Origin of the sequence: Stenotrophomonas sp. SY1, from assembly GCF_021202945.1 — a bacterium.
GTDB lineage: Bacteria > Pseudomonadota > Gammaproteobacteria > Xanthomonadales > Xanthomonadaceae > Stenotrophomonas.
In genome coordinates this window covers 2,624,686-2,640,225 of sequence record NZ_JAJOYR010000001.1, presented here as the reverse complement: position 1 = coordinate 2,640,225, position 15,540 = coordinate 2,624,686, and the positions used below count along the sequence as shown (strand labels likewise).

Sequence of the window (15,540 nt, the reverse complement as noted above, 5' to 3'; positions counted from 1 at the left end):
GCGTTGTCGGTTTTTGCCGGGGCAGTGGCATGAATACGATTCGCCCGCTGCCGGAGATCCTGATCAACCAGATCGCCGCAGGCGAAGTGGTCGAACGCCCGGCCTCGGTGGTCAAGGAGCTGGTTGAGAACGCGCTCGACGCCGGTGCCACACGCGTGGACATCGACCTTGAAGAAGGCGGCGTGCGCCTGATCCGCATCCGCGACAACGGCGGTGGCATCGCCGCCGAACAGCTGCCGCTGGCGGTGTCGCGGCACGCCACCAGCAAGATCGCAAGCCTCGACGACCTGGAGTCGGTGGCGACCCTCGGCTTCCGTGGTGAAGCCCTGCCTTCGATCGCCTCGGTCAGCCGCTTCACCCTGGCCTCGCGCCGCAATGACGACGAGCACGGCGCGGCATTGCAGATCGAAGGCGGTAAGCTCGGCGAAGTGACGCCGCGCGCGCATGCGCCCGGCACCACGGTGGAAGTGCGCGAGCTGTTCTACAACGTGCCGGCGCGGCGCAAGTTCCTGCGTGCCGAGCGTACCGAGCTGGGGCATATCGAAGAATGGCTGCGCTCGCTCGCACTCGCGCGGCCCGATGTGGAACTGCGGGTTTCGCACAACGGCAAGGCGTCTCGGCGTTACAAGCCGGGCGATCTGTATTCCGACGCACGGCTGGGTGAAACCCTCGGCGAGGATTTCGCGCGTCAGGCGCTGCGCGTGGATCACAGCGCCGCCGGCCTGCGCCTGCACGGCTGGATTGCCCAGCCGCAGTATTCGCGCGCCAGCACCGACCAGCAGTATCTCTACGTCAATGGCCGCTCGGTGCGCGACCGCAGCATCAGCCACGCGGTGAAAATGGGTTACGGCGATGTGCTGTTCCACGGCCGCCATCCGGCTTATGTGCTGTTCCTCGAGCTGGACCCGACCCGGGTGGATGTAAACGTGCACCCGGCCAAACACGAGGTGCGCTTCCGCGATGCGCGGCTGATCCACGATTTCGTTTACCGCACGCTCAAGGATGCGCTGGCCGAAACCCGTGCCGGCATGGCGCCTGCCGCTGGCGTGACGCATCCGGCCGATGTGGCCGCGCAGTCGCCGCCGACAGCCGGTTATGCAGGCGGCGGTTACGTGCTGGGCCGCCCGCCTGGCAGTGCGGGTAGTGGCGGTAGCGGCAACTGGCAGGCGCGGCAGTCGCCGCTGGGCTTGCAGGTGGCCGATGCGCCGTCAGCTTATTCCGCGTTGTATTCGGCGCTCGCGCCAGGCGCCGTGCAGGCGCCGATGGGGAGCGGCGGCCCGGCTTTGCCGCAGACGTCCAGCGACAGCGGCGTGCCACCGTTGGGGTATGCCATCGCCCAGTTGCACGGCATCTACATCCTGGCCGAGAACGCCGAAGGGCTGATCGTGGTGGACATGCACGCCGCGCACGAGCGTATCGGTTACGAACGCCTGAAGAACGCACACGACGGCATCGGCCTGCATGCACAACCGCTGCTGGTGCCGATCACGCTGGCCGTCGGCGAGCGCGACGCCGATACCGCCGAGCGGGAAGCGGCCACGTTGGCCGAGCTGGGCTTTGAGCTCACCCGCTCCGGTCCTGGCTCGCTGCATGTGCGCAGCATTCCTGCGCTGCTGGCCAATGCCGAACCGGAAGGGCTGCTGCGCGACGTGCTGACCGATCTGCGCGAGCACGGGCAGAGCCGGCGCATTGCCAGCGCCCGCGACGAACTGCTGTCCACCATGGCCTGCCACGGCGCGGTACGCGCCAACCGACGGCTGACCATTCCGGAAATGAATGCCCTGCTGCGTGACATGGAAATCACCGAGCGCTCGGGGCAATGCAACCACGGCCGCCCGACCTGGGCGCGCTTTTCTCTGGCCGAAATTGATCGCTGGTTCCTGCGGGGGCGTTGATGAACAGAACATGGGGGAGCGCGGTGTTGCTGGCCGCGTTGTTGGGCGCCGGTTGCGCCGGCAAGGACGAGGCCAGCAAGCCGGCGGCGGTGGTCGACCCGGCATTTGCACAGGACAACCAGTTGTGGCGCGAGCAGCGCCTGGTCGAACTGCTCGCGCCTGACGGCTGGACCAGCTTGATGGGCCTGCATTGGCTGGAACTGAAAGCGCATTACATCGGTAGTGGCAGCACCAGCGGCATCCGCCTGGCAATGGGGCCGCCGCGCATGGGCATGGTCACGCAGAAGGATGGCGCGGTCTGGTTCACACCCGAGCCGGGCGTGGCCCTGAAGGTGGATGGCCAGCCGCTGAAGGGGCGCGTCCGCTTTTACAGCGACCACGATGCCGAGCCCACCAAGATCACTTTCGATGACGACAAGGGCGTGCTGAGCCTGATCAAGCGCGGCTCCCGCCACGCGTTGCGGCTCAAGCATGCCGACGCGCCGGCACGGGTCAACTTCGGCAACCTGACCTACTGGCCGGCCGATCCGTCCTGGCGGATCACCGCACGCTTCGTGCCACACGATGCGAACAAGACGATGCCGATCGTCGACATCACCGGCCTGACCACTGAGCTGCCCAACGCAGGCGCGGTGGAGTTCGAGCGCGATGGGCGCACCTGGCGGCTGGAGGCATTGGGAGAACCCGGGCGTCCGCTGCAGGTGATCTTTGCCGACCGCAGCAATGGCCGCGGCAGTTATTCGGCGGGGCGCTACATCGACATGGACGCGCCCAACGGCCGCAGCGAAGTGGTGATCGACTTCAATCGCGCCTACAACCCGCCCTGCGCGTTCACTCCGTTTGCCACCTGTCCGCTGCCGCCACCGGAGAACCGCATGGACATGTCGGTAGAAGCGGGCGAGCAGGCGTATGCCAAGCCGAAAACGGAGAAGGCCGAATGATGAGTCTGATTGCGCGCGCGGCGGCGGCACTGCTGGGCGCAGCGCTGCTTATCGGCCTGCCGGCGACGGCATCGGCGCGAGCGGACGGGCCGGTCGCCAAGCCCGCACACGCGCCGCCGGTACCGTTGTTGTGGAAAGTCAGTGGCGCGCAGGGCAGCGAGTTGTACCTGCTGGGGTCGTTCCATCTGCTCAAGCCGGATGACTACCCGGTCTCGGCGGACGTGGACAGCGCCTTCAATGCAGCAGACCGGTTGGTGTTCGAACTGCCGCCGGAACAGATGAGCTCACCGGAGTTGGCCACGCAGATGATGCAGGCGGCACTACGCCGCGACGGTCGCCTGCTTGAGAACGAGCTGGATGCCGACACCTGGCGCCGTCTGCAGGCCTGGTCGGCGGCCAACAACATGCCGCTGGAGCGTCTTGCCGGGCTCAAGCCCTGGTTCATCGGCCTGACCATCAGCCTCACCCAGATGGCGCAGCAAGGCCTTGATGCCGAAGCGGGGCTCGATCGCCACCTGATGGAGCGTGCGGCAAAAGCCGGCAAGGCGGCTACCGGGTTGGAAACGGCGGCTTCACAGATCAGCATGCTCGATGGCATGAGCGCCGAGGAGCAGCGCCAGTTGTTGCGCGAAGCCCTGGAGCAGGTGGAGAAGGGGGACCAGCAAAGCAGGCGCCTGCACGATGCCTGGCGGCGCGGCGATGCGGCGCTGTTGTGGAACGAGATGGCCGCGCAGATGAAGCGCGAGTATCCGCGCCTGTACCAGCGCATCAATGTGGATCGCAACGATGCCTGGCTGGCGCCATTGCAGCGGCAGCTTCAGGGCGGGCAGGGCACCACGTTGGTGGTGGTCGGTGCACTGCACCTGCTCGGCAGCGATGGTGTGGTCGAGAAGCTGCGCGCCAAGGGCTACACGGTCGAGCGCATCTGCTCGGCCTGCAAGCGTCGCTGAGTTTGTCGCGTAGGAGCCGCTTCAGCCGCCAAGCGCGGCAATACGTCATGGGGCCATTCTGCAAGGATGGCTCTGCGCGGCGGATGGAGAATCAGCTTCGCGACCAAGGTCGGTCCTACGGCAGCAGCCAGTTGAATCCAACCTCAATCAAAAAGGCCGACATTGCTGTCGGCCTTTTCTGCGTTCAACGATTGCCGCGGGTCTTGCCGCCCGTGGTTGTCGGCGGCGGCTCCGGCGGCTTGGTGCCGGGAGCCGGCGGGCGGCCGAAACCGGCACCCATGTTGCGCTGGAATTCCTGCCACAGCTCCAGGTTGCGCTCGGTGAGCTGGTTCATCATCGCCCACGGCGTCTGCCCGAGCAGGCTGCCCATCTGCTGGCGGAACTGCTGCTGCTGGTCCAGGAACACCTGCATGCTGCGCTCCAGGTAATTGCCCATGAAGCCCTGCAGCGAGTCGCCATAGAAACGGATCAGCTGGCTCAGCAGCTGGGTGGAGAGCATCGGCTCACCGTCCTGTTCCTTGTCGGCGATGATCTGCAGCAGCACGGAGCGGGTGAGGTCGTCGCCGCTCTTGGCGTCGCGCACTTCGAAGTCCTCGCCATCCAGGATCAGCTGGCGCACGTCTTCAATGGTGATGTAACTGGAAATCTCGGTGTCGTAGAGCCGGCGATTGGGATACTTCTTGATGATGCGGGTCGCAGCCATTAAGCAATCACTCGTCACGGTAGGTGCGCAGCATGGCGCAGTGCAACAGGGCTTGCAACCGCCAAAAGTACAGGTTGCAAGGCATGGCGATCTGTTTCCATGTTGCGCAGCATGGCTTGGGCACCTGCGCAGCATGCTTGGGGCCTGGGCTTACCAGCCCATGTGGTGGCCACCGTTGATGTCCAGGTTGGAGCCGGTGATCCACGACGCTTCCTCGGCGACGAGGAACGCCACCGCGTAAGCGATTTCCTCCGGCTTGCCGAGGCGGCCGGTGGGGATGTCGGCAATGATCTTGGCGCGCACTTCCTCGGGCACGGCCATCACCATGTCGGTGGCCACATAGCCCGGCGAAATGGTGTTGACGGTGATGCCGAAACCGGCGTTCTCACGCGCCAGCGAAATGGTGAATCCATGCATGCCGGCCTTGGCTGCGGCGTAGTTGGCCTGGCCGTACTGGCCCTTCAGGCCGTTGATGGAGCTGATCTGGATCACCCGGCCCCAGCCGCGCTTGCGCATGCCTTCGATCACCGGGCGGGTGACGTTGAACACCGAGTTGAGGTTGGTGTTGATCACCTCGTGCCACTGCTCGGCACTCATCCGGTGGAAGGTGGTGTCGCGGGTGATGCCGGCGTTGTTGACCAGGATCTCCACCGGGCCAAGTTCTGCCTCCACCGCCTGGATCAGGGCACGGCCACTGTCCGGGTCGGCCACGTCGCCGGGGAACAACGCAATGTCGTAGCCCTGTTCGCGCATCCGTTGTTGCCATTGCTGCGCCTTCTCGGCGTTGCGGTAATTGGTGGCGACACGATGGCCCTGGTCGGCAAGGCGTTGGCAGATGGCGGTACCGATGCCGCCGGTGCCACCGGTGACCAGTGCGACGCGGGATGTCATGGGCGAATGCTCCAGGGCGAAGGCGCGGGGAGCCACCGATTCTAATGAAACTCCGCTCAGGCGGGGGGTGATCCGGTGGCGATCAGTGATTGTTTTCGCAACCGGGCCGGTTCGAACCCAGCGGCGGCCTGTTGCAGCAGTTCTGCCACGCTGGTTGCAGCATCGAGCGTGGCCGGCGCCTGGCCGAGCGCGGCCCACAGCCAGCGCAGCACCGGCAGCGGGGCGTTGGCATTGACCGGCAGGGCGGAGAGCGATTTGGACAGCTTGTGGCCATCTTCGCCCAACAGCAGTGGCAGATGCAGGTACTGCGGCGTGGGCAGACCCAGCGCCTGTTGCAGCAGGATCTGGCGGGGGGTGGAGTCGATCAGGTCGGCTCCACGCACCACGTGGGTGATGTGCTGGTCGGCATCATCCACTACCACGGCGAGCTGATAGGCCCAGCAGCCATCGGCGCGCAGCAGGACGAAGTCGCCCACCGCGCGGTCCACGTCCTGCGCGAAGTGGCCCTGCAGGGCGTCGTCAAAGGTGATGTGGCTACCGTCGGCCACACGCAGGCGGATGGCCGGGGTTGGTCGCTTCTGGTTGGCCACGCAATGGCGATGAACGCCGTGCTGGCTGGCCAGGTCGGCGCGGCTGCAGTGGCACAGGAAGGCCTTGTCCTGCGCCAGCAGCGCATCGGCGGCGGCACGGTACAGGGCGTGTCGGCGGCTTTGGTACTGCACCGGCGCGTCCGGATTCAGTCCGAAGGCGGCCAGGGTGGCAAGTTGCGTATCGGCAGCGCCGGGCACTTCGCGGGGCGGGTCGACGTCTTCGATCCGTACCAGCCATTGACCGCCGGCATGGCGCGCCAGCAGCCAGCTGCCAAAGGCGGCCAGCATCGAGCCCAGGTGCAGGGGGCCGGTCGGTGAAGGCGCGAAACGGCCGCAGTAAGGAATGGAAGGCATTGAAGCTGAATCGTCGGTCAGATTACTGCTTGAATTCAACCTGTCTGAGCCGCAGATTGGGCAGACATTACTCCCATCCGCACGGATCTGTTTGCCATGTTTACCCGAATCGGGCTGTTTCTTCTGACCAACCTTGCGGTGCTGGTGCTGGCCAGTGTCGTGATGTCCATCCTGGGCGTTAATTCCTCGCAGATGAGCGGTCTGTTGGTCATGGCGGCCATCTTCGGCTTTGGTGGTTCGATCATCTCGCTGCTGCTGTCCAAGTTCATGGCCAAGCGCGGTACCGGCGCGGTGGTGATCACCGAGCCGCGCAACCCGACCGAGCGCTGGCTGCTGGACACGGTGGCGCGCCAGGCCAAGGCCGCCGGTATCGGCATGCCGGAAGTGGCCGTGTACGAGGCACCGGAAATCAACGCGTTCGCCACCGGCGCCAACCGCAACAACGCGCTGGTGGCGGTGTCCACCGGCCTGCTGCACAACATGAGCGAAGACGAGGCCGAAGCGGTGCTGGGCCACGAAATCGCCCACGTCGCCAACGGCGACATGATCACCATGGCGCTGCTGCAGGGCGTGCTGAACACCTTCGTGATCGTGCTGGCCCGCGTGGTCGGCGGCGTGATCGACAGTGCGCTGTCGGGCAACCGCGAGGGCGGTGGCCGTGGCTTTGCCTACTACATCATCGTGTTCGTGCTGGAGATGGTGTTCGGCCTGTTCGCCACGATGATTGCGATGTGGTTCTCGCGTCGCCGCGAGTTCCGCGCCGACCACGGTGGTGCGACGCTTGCTGGTCGCCAGAAGATGATCGCCGCACTGGAGCGCCTGAAGCTCAACCACGGCCAGAGCACGCTGCCGACGCAGATCGCTGCCTTCGGTATCGCCGGTTCGACCGCCAAGAAGCTGTTCCTGAGCCACCCGCCGCTGGAAGAGCGCATCGCCGCGCTGCGTTCGTCGACGGTGATGTGATCGGTTTCAATCAACGTTGTAACCAGAACGCCCGGCCAAGTGCCGGGCGTTTTGTTTTGGCTCGGCCGCCGCTTGGCCCCCTCCCTTGCGCAACGTGCAGGGTTGGGGATGGGTTGCACCGCTACTCGGAGGCGCGTCGGCGGCTTTAAGGCAAAACCCCAGGTCCTCTCGTTGGCCATCGGTCAGAGGCAAAGCACAAACAAAAACGGCACCTTCGCAGGTGCCGTTTCAGGAGTCGCTTGGCGTTCGATCAGAACTTCGGATCGAACTCGGCGGCGTAGCCGGTGTTGACGATCACCTTCTGCAGCGCCTCGCAGACCTTCAAGTTGCCAGCCACGATCTGCTGGGTTTCCGGGCCACGCGAATCCATGCGCGCCGGCGTGGCACCACGGTAGTTGCAGACCTTGCCGCCGGCCTCGCGGACCAGCAGCACGCCGGCTGCGATGTCCCATGCCTTCACGCCGGCTTCGAAGTAGGCGTCGGCGCGGCCACAGGCCACGTAGGCCAGGTCGAGCGCGGCCGAGCCGGTACGACGCACGTCTTCGGCCTGCACCAGCAGGGCATCGACGGTCTTGAGCTGGGTGCTGGCACGGGCGCGTTCGCGCGGGGCGAAGCCGGTGTGGATCATGGTGCCGGCCAGGTCCTTGCGGTCGGCCACGCGGATACGGCGGTCATTGAGCACCGCGCCGGCGCCACGGCTGGCGGTGAACAGCTCATTGCGCAGCGGGTCGAAGATCACCGCATCGGTCGGCTCGCCGTTCTCGACCAGGGCAATGGACACGCAGTAATGCGGAAAGCCGCGCAGATAGTTGCTGGTGCCGTCCAGCGGGTCGATCACCCACATGTAACGGTTGACCGCCTGCACGCCACCTTCCTCGCCCATGATTCCGTAATCGGGATAGGCGCGCTTGAGTTCCTTGACGATGACCTTTTCCGCATCGCCATCGACTTCACTGGCGTAATCCATCCGACCCTTCTGCACTACGTTCAGGGCTTCGAGCTTGTTGATGTTGCGGAGCAAGACGTTACCGGCGAGGCGTGCGGCCTTGACCATGACGTTGACGGCGGGTTTCTGCATGGCGAAAGGCTCCCGTGAAGGCAGAGATCGGTATTGGCGGGGGAAAAGAGCGGGTCCGGCGCACAGGCCGGCCGCGCAGTTTACCATCAGCAGCTGTCCCGCTCCTGATTTTTTGCCATCCATGTCCGTTGCAGCGCATATCCGTTTCGTTCTTGTCGGTACCCAGCACCCCGGAAACATCGGCGCCGCCGCCCGCGCGATGAAGACGATGGGGCTGGGGAGGCTGGTTCTGGTAGCCCCGGAAAAGCCGTTGGACGAGTTCGCCCTGCGGCGCTCGGCCGGGGCCGAGGATCTGCTGGACGCGGCACCGGTCGTTGCCACCCTGGCCGAAGCCGTAGCCGACTGCCGGCTGGTCCTGGGCTGCACCGCCCGGGCGCGTCGGGTGCAACTGGAGGAGCTGCTGCCGGAACTGGCGGCACAGCGTGCGGTGGCCAAGGCTGCCGAGCCGGCCGAGGTTGCCTTCGTGTTCGGGCGTGAACGCACCGGTCTGACCAATGAGGAACTGCAGCTGTGCCATCTGGCTGTTCATATTCCGTCCAACCCGGAATTCAGTTCGCTGAATCTTGCCGCCGCCGTGCAGGTACTGGCCTACGAGGTGCGCATGGCGACCCTGGAAGGGCAGGCGCAGCCGCAGCGTGATCCGGAGCACGGCGAGGAGCCGGCCAGCCATTCGCAGCTGGAAGGCCTGTTCGGGCAGTTCGGGGAGACGCTGGAGCAGATCGACTTCCACAAGGGCCGTGCACCTGAATCTGCCATGCGCAAGCTGCGCCGGTTGTTCATGAAGGCCGACCTTTCCGAGCAGGAAGTGCGTTTGCTGCGCGGCATCCTGGCCGATGCCCAGCGCATGGCCAGATTGGCCGGCGCGGGCGGAAACTGAGGGATTCATCACGTAGCGTGATTTCCGGTACGCTTGGCGAATCGATAGGGGAGTTATCGTTTTGCGCGTGTTTCCATGGCTTTGGGGAGCCGTCTTGGGGCTGGCTGCAATACAGCCGGTCGCGGTCGGGGCGGTAGAGCGTACGGTGCTGGTACTGGGGCGGATCAGCGATGATCCGAAGTCGCACTATGACCAACTCAAACCGTTGTTGGATTACGTGGTGCCGCGGATGCGTGACGTCGGCATCGTCGAGGGCCGGGTGCTGATGGCCAAGGACGCCCAGCAGATGGCCAGTTACCTGCGCCGAGGCCGGGTGGACTGGGTGACCGAAACCGCCGGCACCGCGATGGCTCTGCAACAGCGTGCTGACGCACGACCGCTGCTGTTGACCGAGCGCAGCGGCGTGAGCGCCTATCAGAGCGTGTTCTTCGTGCGCCGCGACAGCCCGTTGATGGAGCTGGAGGACCTCAAGGGGCGCACCCTGGCGATGCAGAGCGCGCTGTCCACCAGCGCCTATCTGGTTCCGGTCATGGAGCTGCTCGAGCACGGCGTGCAGCCGGAGATCCTGCTCACACCCAGCGATGCGCCGGCGGCCGATGCGGTGGGTTACGTGTTCGCGCGCTCGGAGCTGAACATCTCAACCTACGTGCACAAACGCGTCGTGGATGCGGGCGTGATCAGCAGCATCGACTGGAATGATGATCGCAGCATGCCGCCGGCCTTCCGCCGCGACATGCGGGTGCTGTACCGCAGTGAGCCGATTCCGCGCGCGATCGAGATGGTGCGCGCCGACCTGGAGCCTGCGGTGCGCGAACGTCTGCAGGCGGTGCTGCTGGAAGCCAGTCGTGACCCGTTTGCCGGGCCGGCGCTGGCCAAGTTCTTCGGGACCACAGGGTTCTACGCGGTGGACCCCGCCAGCCAGCAGGCATTGGCGCGACTGCGCAATGGTCTGGTGCGTGTCCGGATGGAAGTGGAATGAGGTTGCCGCGCTTCGGATTGCAGGCACGCTTCCTGCTGGCCGCAGGGCTGGCCCTGACGGTGGTGGTGCTGATCGTGATGCTGATGCTGGCCCGCCAGGCCAGTGCCCAGCGCGAAGTGCTGCGCAGCAGCGGCGAGGTGGTCGGCGAGCTGTTCGAGCAGGGTGTCAAGGCACGTGGTGTGGCGCTGGCGGACGCGCTGTCGGTAACGCTCATCAATCCGCTGTATTACTCCGATCTTTCGGCCATCGGCGCGTTGGTGCGCAACACCGCCGGGCAGAAGTCGGTCAGCTACGTGCTGGTGCATGACCCCGAGGGGCGGCTGATCCATGACGGTTCGGTGGACGTGCCCGGTTACGGCCAGCCGATGAGCGACCCGCTGGCGCAGGCCGCGGTGCGCACCGGAATGCTGCTGGTGCAGGAGTCATCAGCGGTGCTGGAGGTGGACCTGCCGCTGTACATCGGCGACCAGCGCCTGGGCGGGCTGCGGATCGGCATGGACTTGGCGCCGGTGCATGCCCATGAAGCCGAGACCATGCAGCTGTTGGCCCAGCGCATGGAAGACACCTGGCGCCGCCAGCTGGGTTGGGTATCGGTCTTGATGGTGCTGTTGATCGGGCTGGCCTGCGTCACGGCGTTGTACGTGCAGCGCACGCTGGTGCGGCCGATCCGTTGGCTGGGTGACGCCGCTCACCGCATCGAGCGTGGCGATTACCAGTTGGAGCAACAGAACACCCAGCGCAGCGATGAGATCGGCGAACTGCTGCGCACCTTCGGCAGGATGAGCCAGAGCATCGCCCGGCATGACCGCCAGGTGCGACAGATGGCCTATACCGATGCGCTGACCGGGCTGACCAACCGCCTGGCGTTCCGCGAGGCGCTTGACGGCCACCTGCAGCGGGCGCGACTGAGTCAGAGCACGCTGGCACTGTTGTTCATCGATATCGACGAATTCAAGCGGGTCAACGACACGCTGGGGCATGAAGCCGGTGACGAAGCGCTGCTGCAGTTCGCCCAGCGCATTGCCAGTGCGGTGGAGCAGGCCGGGGACGAACACGCGTTGTTGTCGCGCTTCGGTGGCGATGAGTTCGTGATCCTGATCGGCGATGGCGAACGTGACGCCGCATCGACAGCCACGCTGTTGGCCGAGCGGCTGGTGGTGGAGCTGGGGCAGCCGCTGCAGGTGCAGCAGCGCGAGATCTTCCTGGGCAGTTCGATCGGCATCACCCTGTTCCCCGAGGACGCGCTGGATGCGACCGCGTTGCTCAAGAATGGTGATATCGCCATGTACCAGGCCAAGCTGGCCGGCAAGAACTGCTTCCGCTATTACAGCCGGGCGATGGATCATGCGGTTGAGCGCCGCGTGCACCTGGAGCAGGAACTGCGCGGCGCCTGGGGGCGTGGCGAATTGCGCCTGGTCTACCAGCCGATCTTCCGTACCCGCGACCGCAGCTTGGTCGGTGCCGAGGTGCTGCTGCGCTGGGATCACCCGACTCTGGGCGCGATCCCGCCGTCGGTGTTCATCGATGTGGCAGAGCAGAGCGGTCTGATCCAGACGTTGGGGCCGAAGGTGCTGCGTGCCGCCTGCGAGCAGGCCACGCAGTGGCCACGCAATGATCGGGGCGAAGAGCTGTTCATTTCGGTCAACGTGTCGCCACGGCAACTGCGCAACGGCGACCTGATCCACGAAGTGGAAGCCAGCCTGCACGCTTCTGGCCTGGCAGCATCACGACTGCATCTGGAGCTGACCGAAACCGCGCTGATCGGCGATGAAATGCTGGCTGCAACCTTGCTCGAAAAGCTGCACCGGGCCGGCGTGCGGGTGTGGCTGGATGACTTCGGCACTGGCTTCTCAGGCCTCAGTCACCTGCGCCAGGTGCCGGTGGACGGGGTCAAGATCGACCGCAGTTTCGTGGCCGACATGCAGCGTGATCCGGACGACCTGGCGCTGACCACCGCCATCATCGCCATGGCCCACGCCTTGGGCATCACCGTGGTGGCCGAAGGCGTGGAGCAGGAGGCGCAGTTCGAGTTGCTCAGCCAGCGCGGTTGCGATCTGGTGCAGGGCTACTGGCTGGGCCGTCCGCTGGATGCGGTGGGCCTGGTACAGCTGCTTCAGTGCGAAACGCTGGCTATGCCGTGCTGAGTCAGGCCGTCGGCAGCGGGCGCTTGCTGCTGTCGCCGGCAATTTCACGCACCAGCTTGGGCACCAGGTAGCCGGAAAGCCGGGCCATCAGCCCGGCGTGCAGCGCCAGGGCCTGTTCGTCGCTGACCTCGAAATGCGCGACGCCCTGGACCCGGTCGATCTGGTACAGGTAGTAGGGCAGCACGCCGGCGGCGAAGCTGCGTTCGCTCAGTGCAGCCAGGGCATCGAGGTTGTCGTTGACCCCGCGCAACAGGACTGCCTGGTTGAGCAGTTGGGCGCCGCTGGCGCGCAACCGCGACAGGGCCGCGTCCACCGACGCATCGAACTCATTGGCGTGGTTGGCATGGATCACGAATGCCACCGGCCACGGCAATGCCGCCAGCCAGCGCACCAGTTCCTCGTCCACCCGCTCGGGCAGGACCACCGGCAGGCGGCTGTGGATGCGCAGGCGCTTGATGTGGCCGATGCCGGCCAGCGCCTCGGTCAGCTCGGCCAGCTTGGAAGTGGTCAGTGACAGTGGGTCGCCACCGCTGAGGATCACCTCATCGATATCCGGGTCGGCGGCGATGGCCGCCACCGCTTCCTGCCAGCCGCCCTTGGCGGCGTTCTCGCCGGCGTAGTCGAAGTGCCGGCGGAAGCAGTAACGGCAATGGATGGCGCAGCTGCCGGTGGTCACCAGCAGGGCGCGGCCGCGGTACTTCTGGATGACGCCGGTGGCTTTCTTGGCCGGGCCGTCGCCCACCGCATCGAAACTGAATCCGGGCACCACCTGCATCTCGTCATCGATCGGCAGCACCTGCCGCAGCAGCGGGTCGGCCGGGTCGCCGTGGCGCATGCGGGCGACGAAGCTGCGCGGAACCCGCAACGGGAACTGCGCCAGCGCCTCGGCGCTGACCCCCATGTCCGCGGGTGCCAGGCCCAGCTCGGCCAGCAGCTGCTCCGGCTCGCGGATGGCCTGCCGCCAGTGCGCCTGCCAGCGGTCGCTGGGCAGGGTCAAGACGGCTTTTTCTGGAGTGAGGACGGGGGCTGCGGTTATCATTGGCGGTCAGAAAAACAGTTGCCCCGCCAGTTGGCGGGCGTTCCATTCTAATCCGGCCGGTCGCAACACGCGCCGGTTTTGCCACCTCAGGAGCTCCAGCATGGCCAGTTACGGCATGAACGACGTAAAGAACGGGATGAAGATCCTGGTCAACAACCAACCGGCTGTCATCATCGACACCGAGTACGTCAAGCCGGGCAAGGGCCAGGCCTTCACCCGCGTCAAGTACCGCCTGATCAAGGACGGCCGCACGCAGGAAGTGACCATGAAGTCGACCGACTCGCTGGACGCTGCAGACGTCGTCGATACCGACATGAACTTCATGTACAGCGACGGCGAGTACTGGCACTTCATGGACCCGGAAACCTTCGAGCAGGTGCAGGCCGACAAGGCCGGCATGAACGGTGCCGAAAAGTGGCTCAAGGGCGAAGAGTCCTGCGTGGTCACGCTGTGGAACGGTGCGCCGATCGACGTTACCCCGCCGAACTTCGTTGAACTGAAGATCGCCGAGACCGACCCGGGCGTGCGTGGTGATACCTCCGGCGGCGGCGGCAAGCCGGCCACCCTGGAAACCGGTGCCGTGGTCCGCGTGCCGCTGTTCGTCAACCAGGACGAAGTGATCCGCGTCGATACCCGCTCCGGCGAATATTCGGCTCGCGTCAAGTAAGCAACACGATGCAGGCGCCGCCACCCGTCACCACACAGCCTCGCGCTGGCGGTGCCGGGGATGCGGCGCCTGTTCGCATCCGGCGCAAACGCCGGTGTGTTCCGGCAACAGAGGGTGAAACCAGTGAGTGAAGTCCAACCCCAGCAATGTGACCTTCTGATCGAAGCCGGCTACGTGGTTCCGGTCGAGCCGCATGCGGTGGTGCTGGAAGATCACGCCGTCGCGGTGAACGCAGGCGTGATCGTCGCGGTGCTGCCGCGCGCCGAAGCACGTGCCCGTTTCAGCGCGAAGGAAGTGGTTTCGCGCCCGGACGCGGCGTTGATCCCGGGCCTGGTCAACGCGCATACGCACAACCCGATGACGCTGCTGCGCGGGATCGCCGACGACCTGCCGCTGATGACCTGGCTGCGCGAGCACATCTGGCCGGTGGAAGCAGCTGTGATCGGTCCGGAATTCGTCGCCGACGGCACCACCCTGGCGATTGCCGAGATGCTGCGCGGCGGTACCACCTGCGCCAACGAAAACTACTTCTTCGCCGACGTGCAGGCCGCCGTGTACAAGCAGCACGGCTTCCGCGCGCTGGTGGGCTCGGTGATCATCGATTTCCCCAGCGCCTGGGCCAGGACCGACGACGAGTACTTCGCCCGTGCGACCGAACTGCATGACCAATGGCGCGGTGACCCGCTGATCGGCACGGCGTTCGCGCCGCATGCGCCGTACACGGTGAACGACGCCAACTTCGAGCGGGTGCGGATGTTGTCCGACCAGCTGGATGTGCGCGTCCACCTGCACACGCACGAGACCGCGCAGGAAATCAGCGATTCGATCCAGCTGCACGGCCAGCGGCCGCTGGCGCGCCTGGACCGGTTGGGGCTGGTCAACGAGCGCCTGATCGCGGTGCACATGACCCAGCTCACCGACGCTGAAATCCACCTGTGCGCCGAGCGCGGCGTCAGCGTGGTGCATTGCCCGGAATCCAACCTGAAGCTGGCTTCGGGCTTCTGCCCGGCCTGTGCGCTGGTGCGTGCCGGTGTCAACCTGGCCATCGGTACCGACGGCTGCGCCAGCAACAACGACCTGGACATGTTCAGCGAGAACCGCACCGCGGCCATCCTGGCCAAGGCTGTGGCCAATGACGCCACCGCGTTGGATGCGGCGACCACGTTGCGTGCATCCACGCTGGGCGGCGCACGCGCGCTGGGCTTCGGTGACCGGATTGGTTCGATCGAAGTGGGCAAGCAGGCCGATCTGGCCTGCGTGGACCTGTCGGCGCTGGAAACCCAGCCGCTGCATCACGTGTTGTCGCAGCTGGTCTACGCCGCTGGCCGCCACCAGGTCAGCGATGTGTGGATCGCCGGCAAGCCCAAGCTGGTCCAGCGCGAACTGGTCGGCATGGATGTGCAGGCAATCACCGCCAACGCACGCCAGTGGCGCGACCGCATCCGAAACATCCGCGCCTGAAGGCGCAG

The 15,540-nt window shown here is 65.7% G+C and carries 14 protein-coding genes; 9 read left to right on the top strand and 5 right to left on the bottom strand.

The window, feature by feature from the left end; all coding sequences use genetic code 11:
- Positions 1 to 29 precede the first annotated feature (29 nt).
- From mutL to LR961_RS11160, 3 genes are read left to right on the top strand one after another with little or no spacing between them, the layout of a single operon-like run.
- Positions 30 to 1,895 (top strand): DNA mismatch repair endonuclease MutL, encoded by a 1,866-nt coding sequence (mutL, locus tag LR961_RS11170; protein WP_232149032.1) that lies wholly within the window; start codon positions 30 to 32, stop codon positions 1,893 to 1,895.
- Positions 1,895 to 2,836, top strand: coding sequence for a DUF1684 domain-containing protein (locus tag LR961_RS11165; RefSeq protein ID WP_232149031.1), 942 nt, complete (start codon positions 1,895 to 1,897; stop codon positions 2,834 to 2,836). Before mutL ends, LR961_RS11165 begins: the two co-directional genes overlap by 1 nt.
- Positions 2,836 to 3,786, top strand: coding sequence for a TraB/GumN family protein (locus tag LR961_RS11160; protein WP_232149030.1), 951 nt, complete (start codon positions 2,836 to 2,838; stop codon positions 3,784 to 3,786). The genes LR961_RS11165 and LR961_RS11160 overlap by 1 nt, the downstream gene beginning before the upstream one ends.
- A 184-nt stretch (positions 3,787 to 3,970) precedes the next feature.
- Here LR961_RS11160 and phaR read toward each other — a convergent pair whose 3' ends face one another.
- The 3 genes from phaR to gluQRS form a co-directional block, all read right to left on the bottom strand.
- Positions 3,971 to 4,489, bottom strand: coding sequence for a polyhydroxyalkanoate synthesis repressor PhaR (phaR, locus tag LR961_RS11155; RefSeq protein WP_232149029.1), 519 nt, complete (start codon positions 4,487 to 4,489; stop codon positions 3,971 to 3,973).
- Positions 4,490 to 4,639: 150 nt separating this feature from the next.
- The gene (locus LR961_RS11150; protein ID WP_232149028.1) at positions 4,640 to 5,380 is read right to left on the bottom strand and encodes a beta-ketoacyl-ACP reductase; all 741 of its coding nucleotides are present in this window, start codon (positions 5,378 to 5,380) and stop codon (positions 4,640 to 4,642) included.
- Positions 5,381 to 5,436: 56 nt separating this feature from the next.
- On the bottom strand, positions 5,437 to 6,324 hold the full coding sequence (gluQRS, locus tag LR961_RS11145; protein ID WP_232149027.1) for a tRNA glutamyl-Q(34) synthetase GluQRS: 888 nt from the start codon (positions 6,322 to 6,324) through the stop codon (positions 5,437 to 5,439).
- A gap of 96 nt (positions 6,325 to 6,420) precedes the next feature.
- Here gluQRS and htpX point away from each other — a divergent pair, with 96 nt between their 5' ends.
- Positions 6,421 to 7,287: a protease HtpX gene (gene htpX, locus LR961_RS11140; RefSeq protein WP_232149026.1), complete on the top strand. Its 867-nt coding sequence runs from the start codon at positions 6,421 to 6,423 to the stop codon at positions 7,285 to 7,287.
- Positions 7,288 to 7,537: 250 nt separating this feature from the next.
- Here htpX and LR961_RS11135 read toward each other — a convergent pair whose 3' ends face one another.
- A complete protein-coding gene (locus LR961_RS11135) occupies positions 7,538 to 8,365 on the bottom strand; it encodes an inositol monophosphatase family protein (protein WP_232149025.1) in 828 nt (275 codons plus the stop codon).
- A 121-nt stretch (positions 8,366 to 8,486) separates the two neighbouring features.
- On the opposite strand from LR961_RS11135, the gene LR961_RS11130 reads away from it, so the two are divergent.
- From LR961_RS11130 to LR961_RS11120, 3 genes are all read left to right on the top strand, one after another.
- Positions 8,487 to 9,242 carry an RNA methyltransferase gene (locus LR961_RS11130; RefSeq protein WP_232149023.1) on the top strand — a complete coding sequence of 252 codons (756 nt, stop codon included), beginning with the start codon at positions 8,487 to 8,489 and terminating at the stop codon, positions 9,240 to 9,242.
- 94 nt (positions 9,243 to 9,336) lie between these two features.
- Positions 9,337 to 10,221, top strand: a complete 885-nt coding sequence (locus LR961_RS11125; protein ID WP_232149017.1) for a phosphate/phosphite/phosphonate ABC transporter substrate-binding protein — start codon at positions 9,337 to 9,339, stop codon at positions 10,219 to 10,221.
- The gene (locus LR961_RS11120) at positions 10,218 to 12,365 is read left to right on the top strand and encodes an EAL domain-containing protein (RefSeq protein WP_232149015.1); all 2,148 of its coding nucleotides are present in this window, start codon (positions 10,218 to 10,220) and stop codon (positions 12,363 to 12,365) included. Before LR961_RS11125 ends, LR961_RS11120 begins: the two co-directional genes overlap by 4 nt.
- Position 12,366: 1 nt before the next feature.
- Here the strand turns inward: LR961_RS11120 and epmB are convergent, their stop codons facing one another.
- Positions 12,367 to 13,404 (bottom strand): EF-P beta-lysylation protein EpmB, encoded by a 1,038-nt coding sequence (gene epmB, locus LR961_RS11115; RefSeq protein ID WP_232149014.1) that lies wholly within the window; start codon positions 13,402 to 13,404, stop codon positions 12,367 to 12,369.
- Positions 13,405 to 13,504: 100 nt separating this feature from the next.
- On the opposite strand from epmB, the gene efp reads away from it, so the two are divergent.
- The gene (gene efp, locus LR961_RS11110) at positions 13,505 to 14,071 is read left to right on the top strand and encodes an elongation factor P (protein ID WP_232149013.1); all 567 of its coding nucleotides are present in this window, start codon (positions 13,505 to 13,507) and stop codon (positions 14,069 to 14,071) included.
- A gap of 123 nt (positions 14,072 to 14,194) precedes the next feature.
- Entirely contained in the window at positions 14,195 to 15,532 is a 1,338-nt protein-coding gene (locus LR961_RS11105; protein WP_232149012.1) for a TRZ/ATZ family hydrolase, read from the top strand.
- Positions 15,533 to 15,540: the final 8 nt, after the last annotated feature.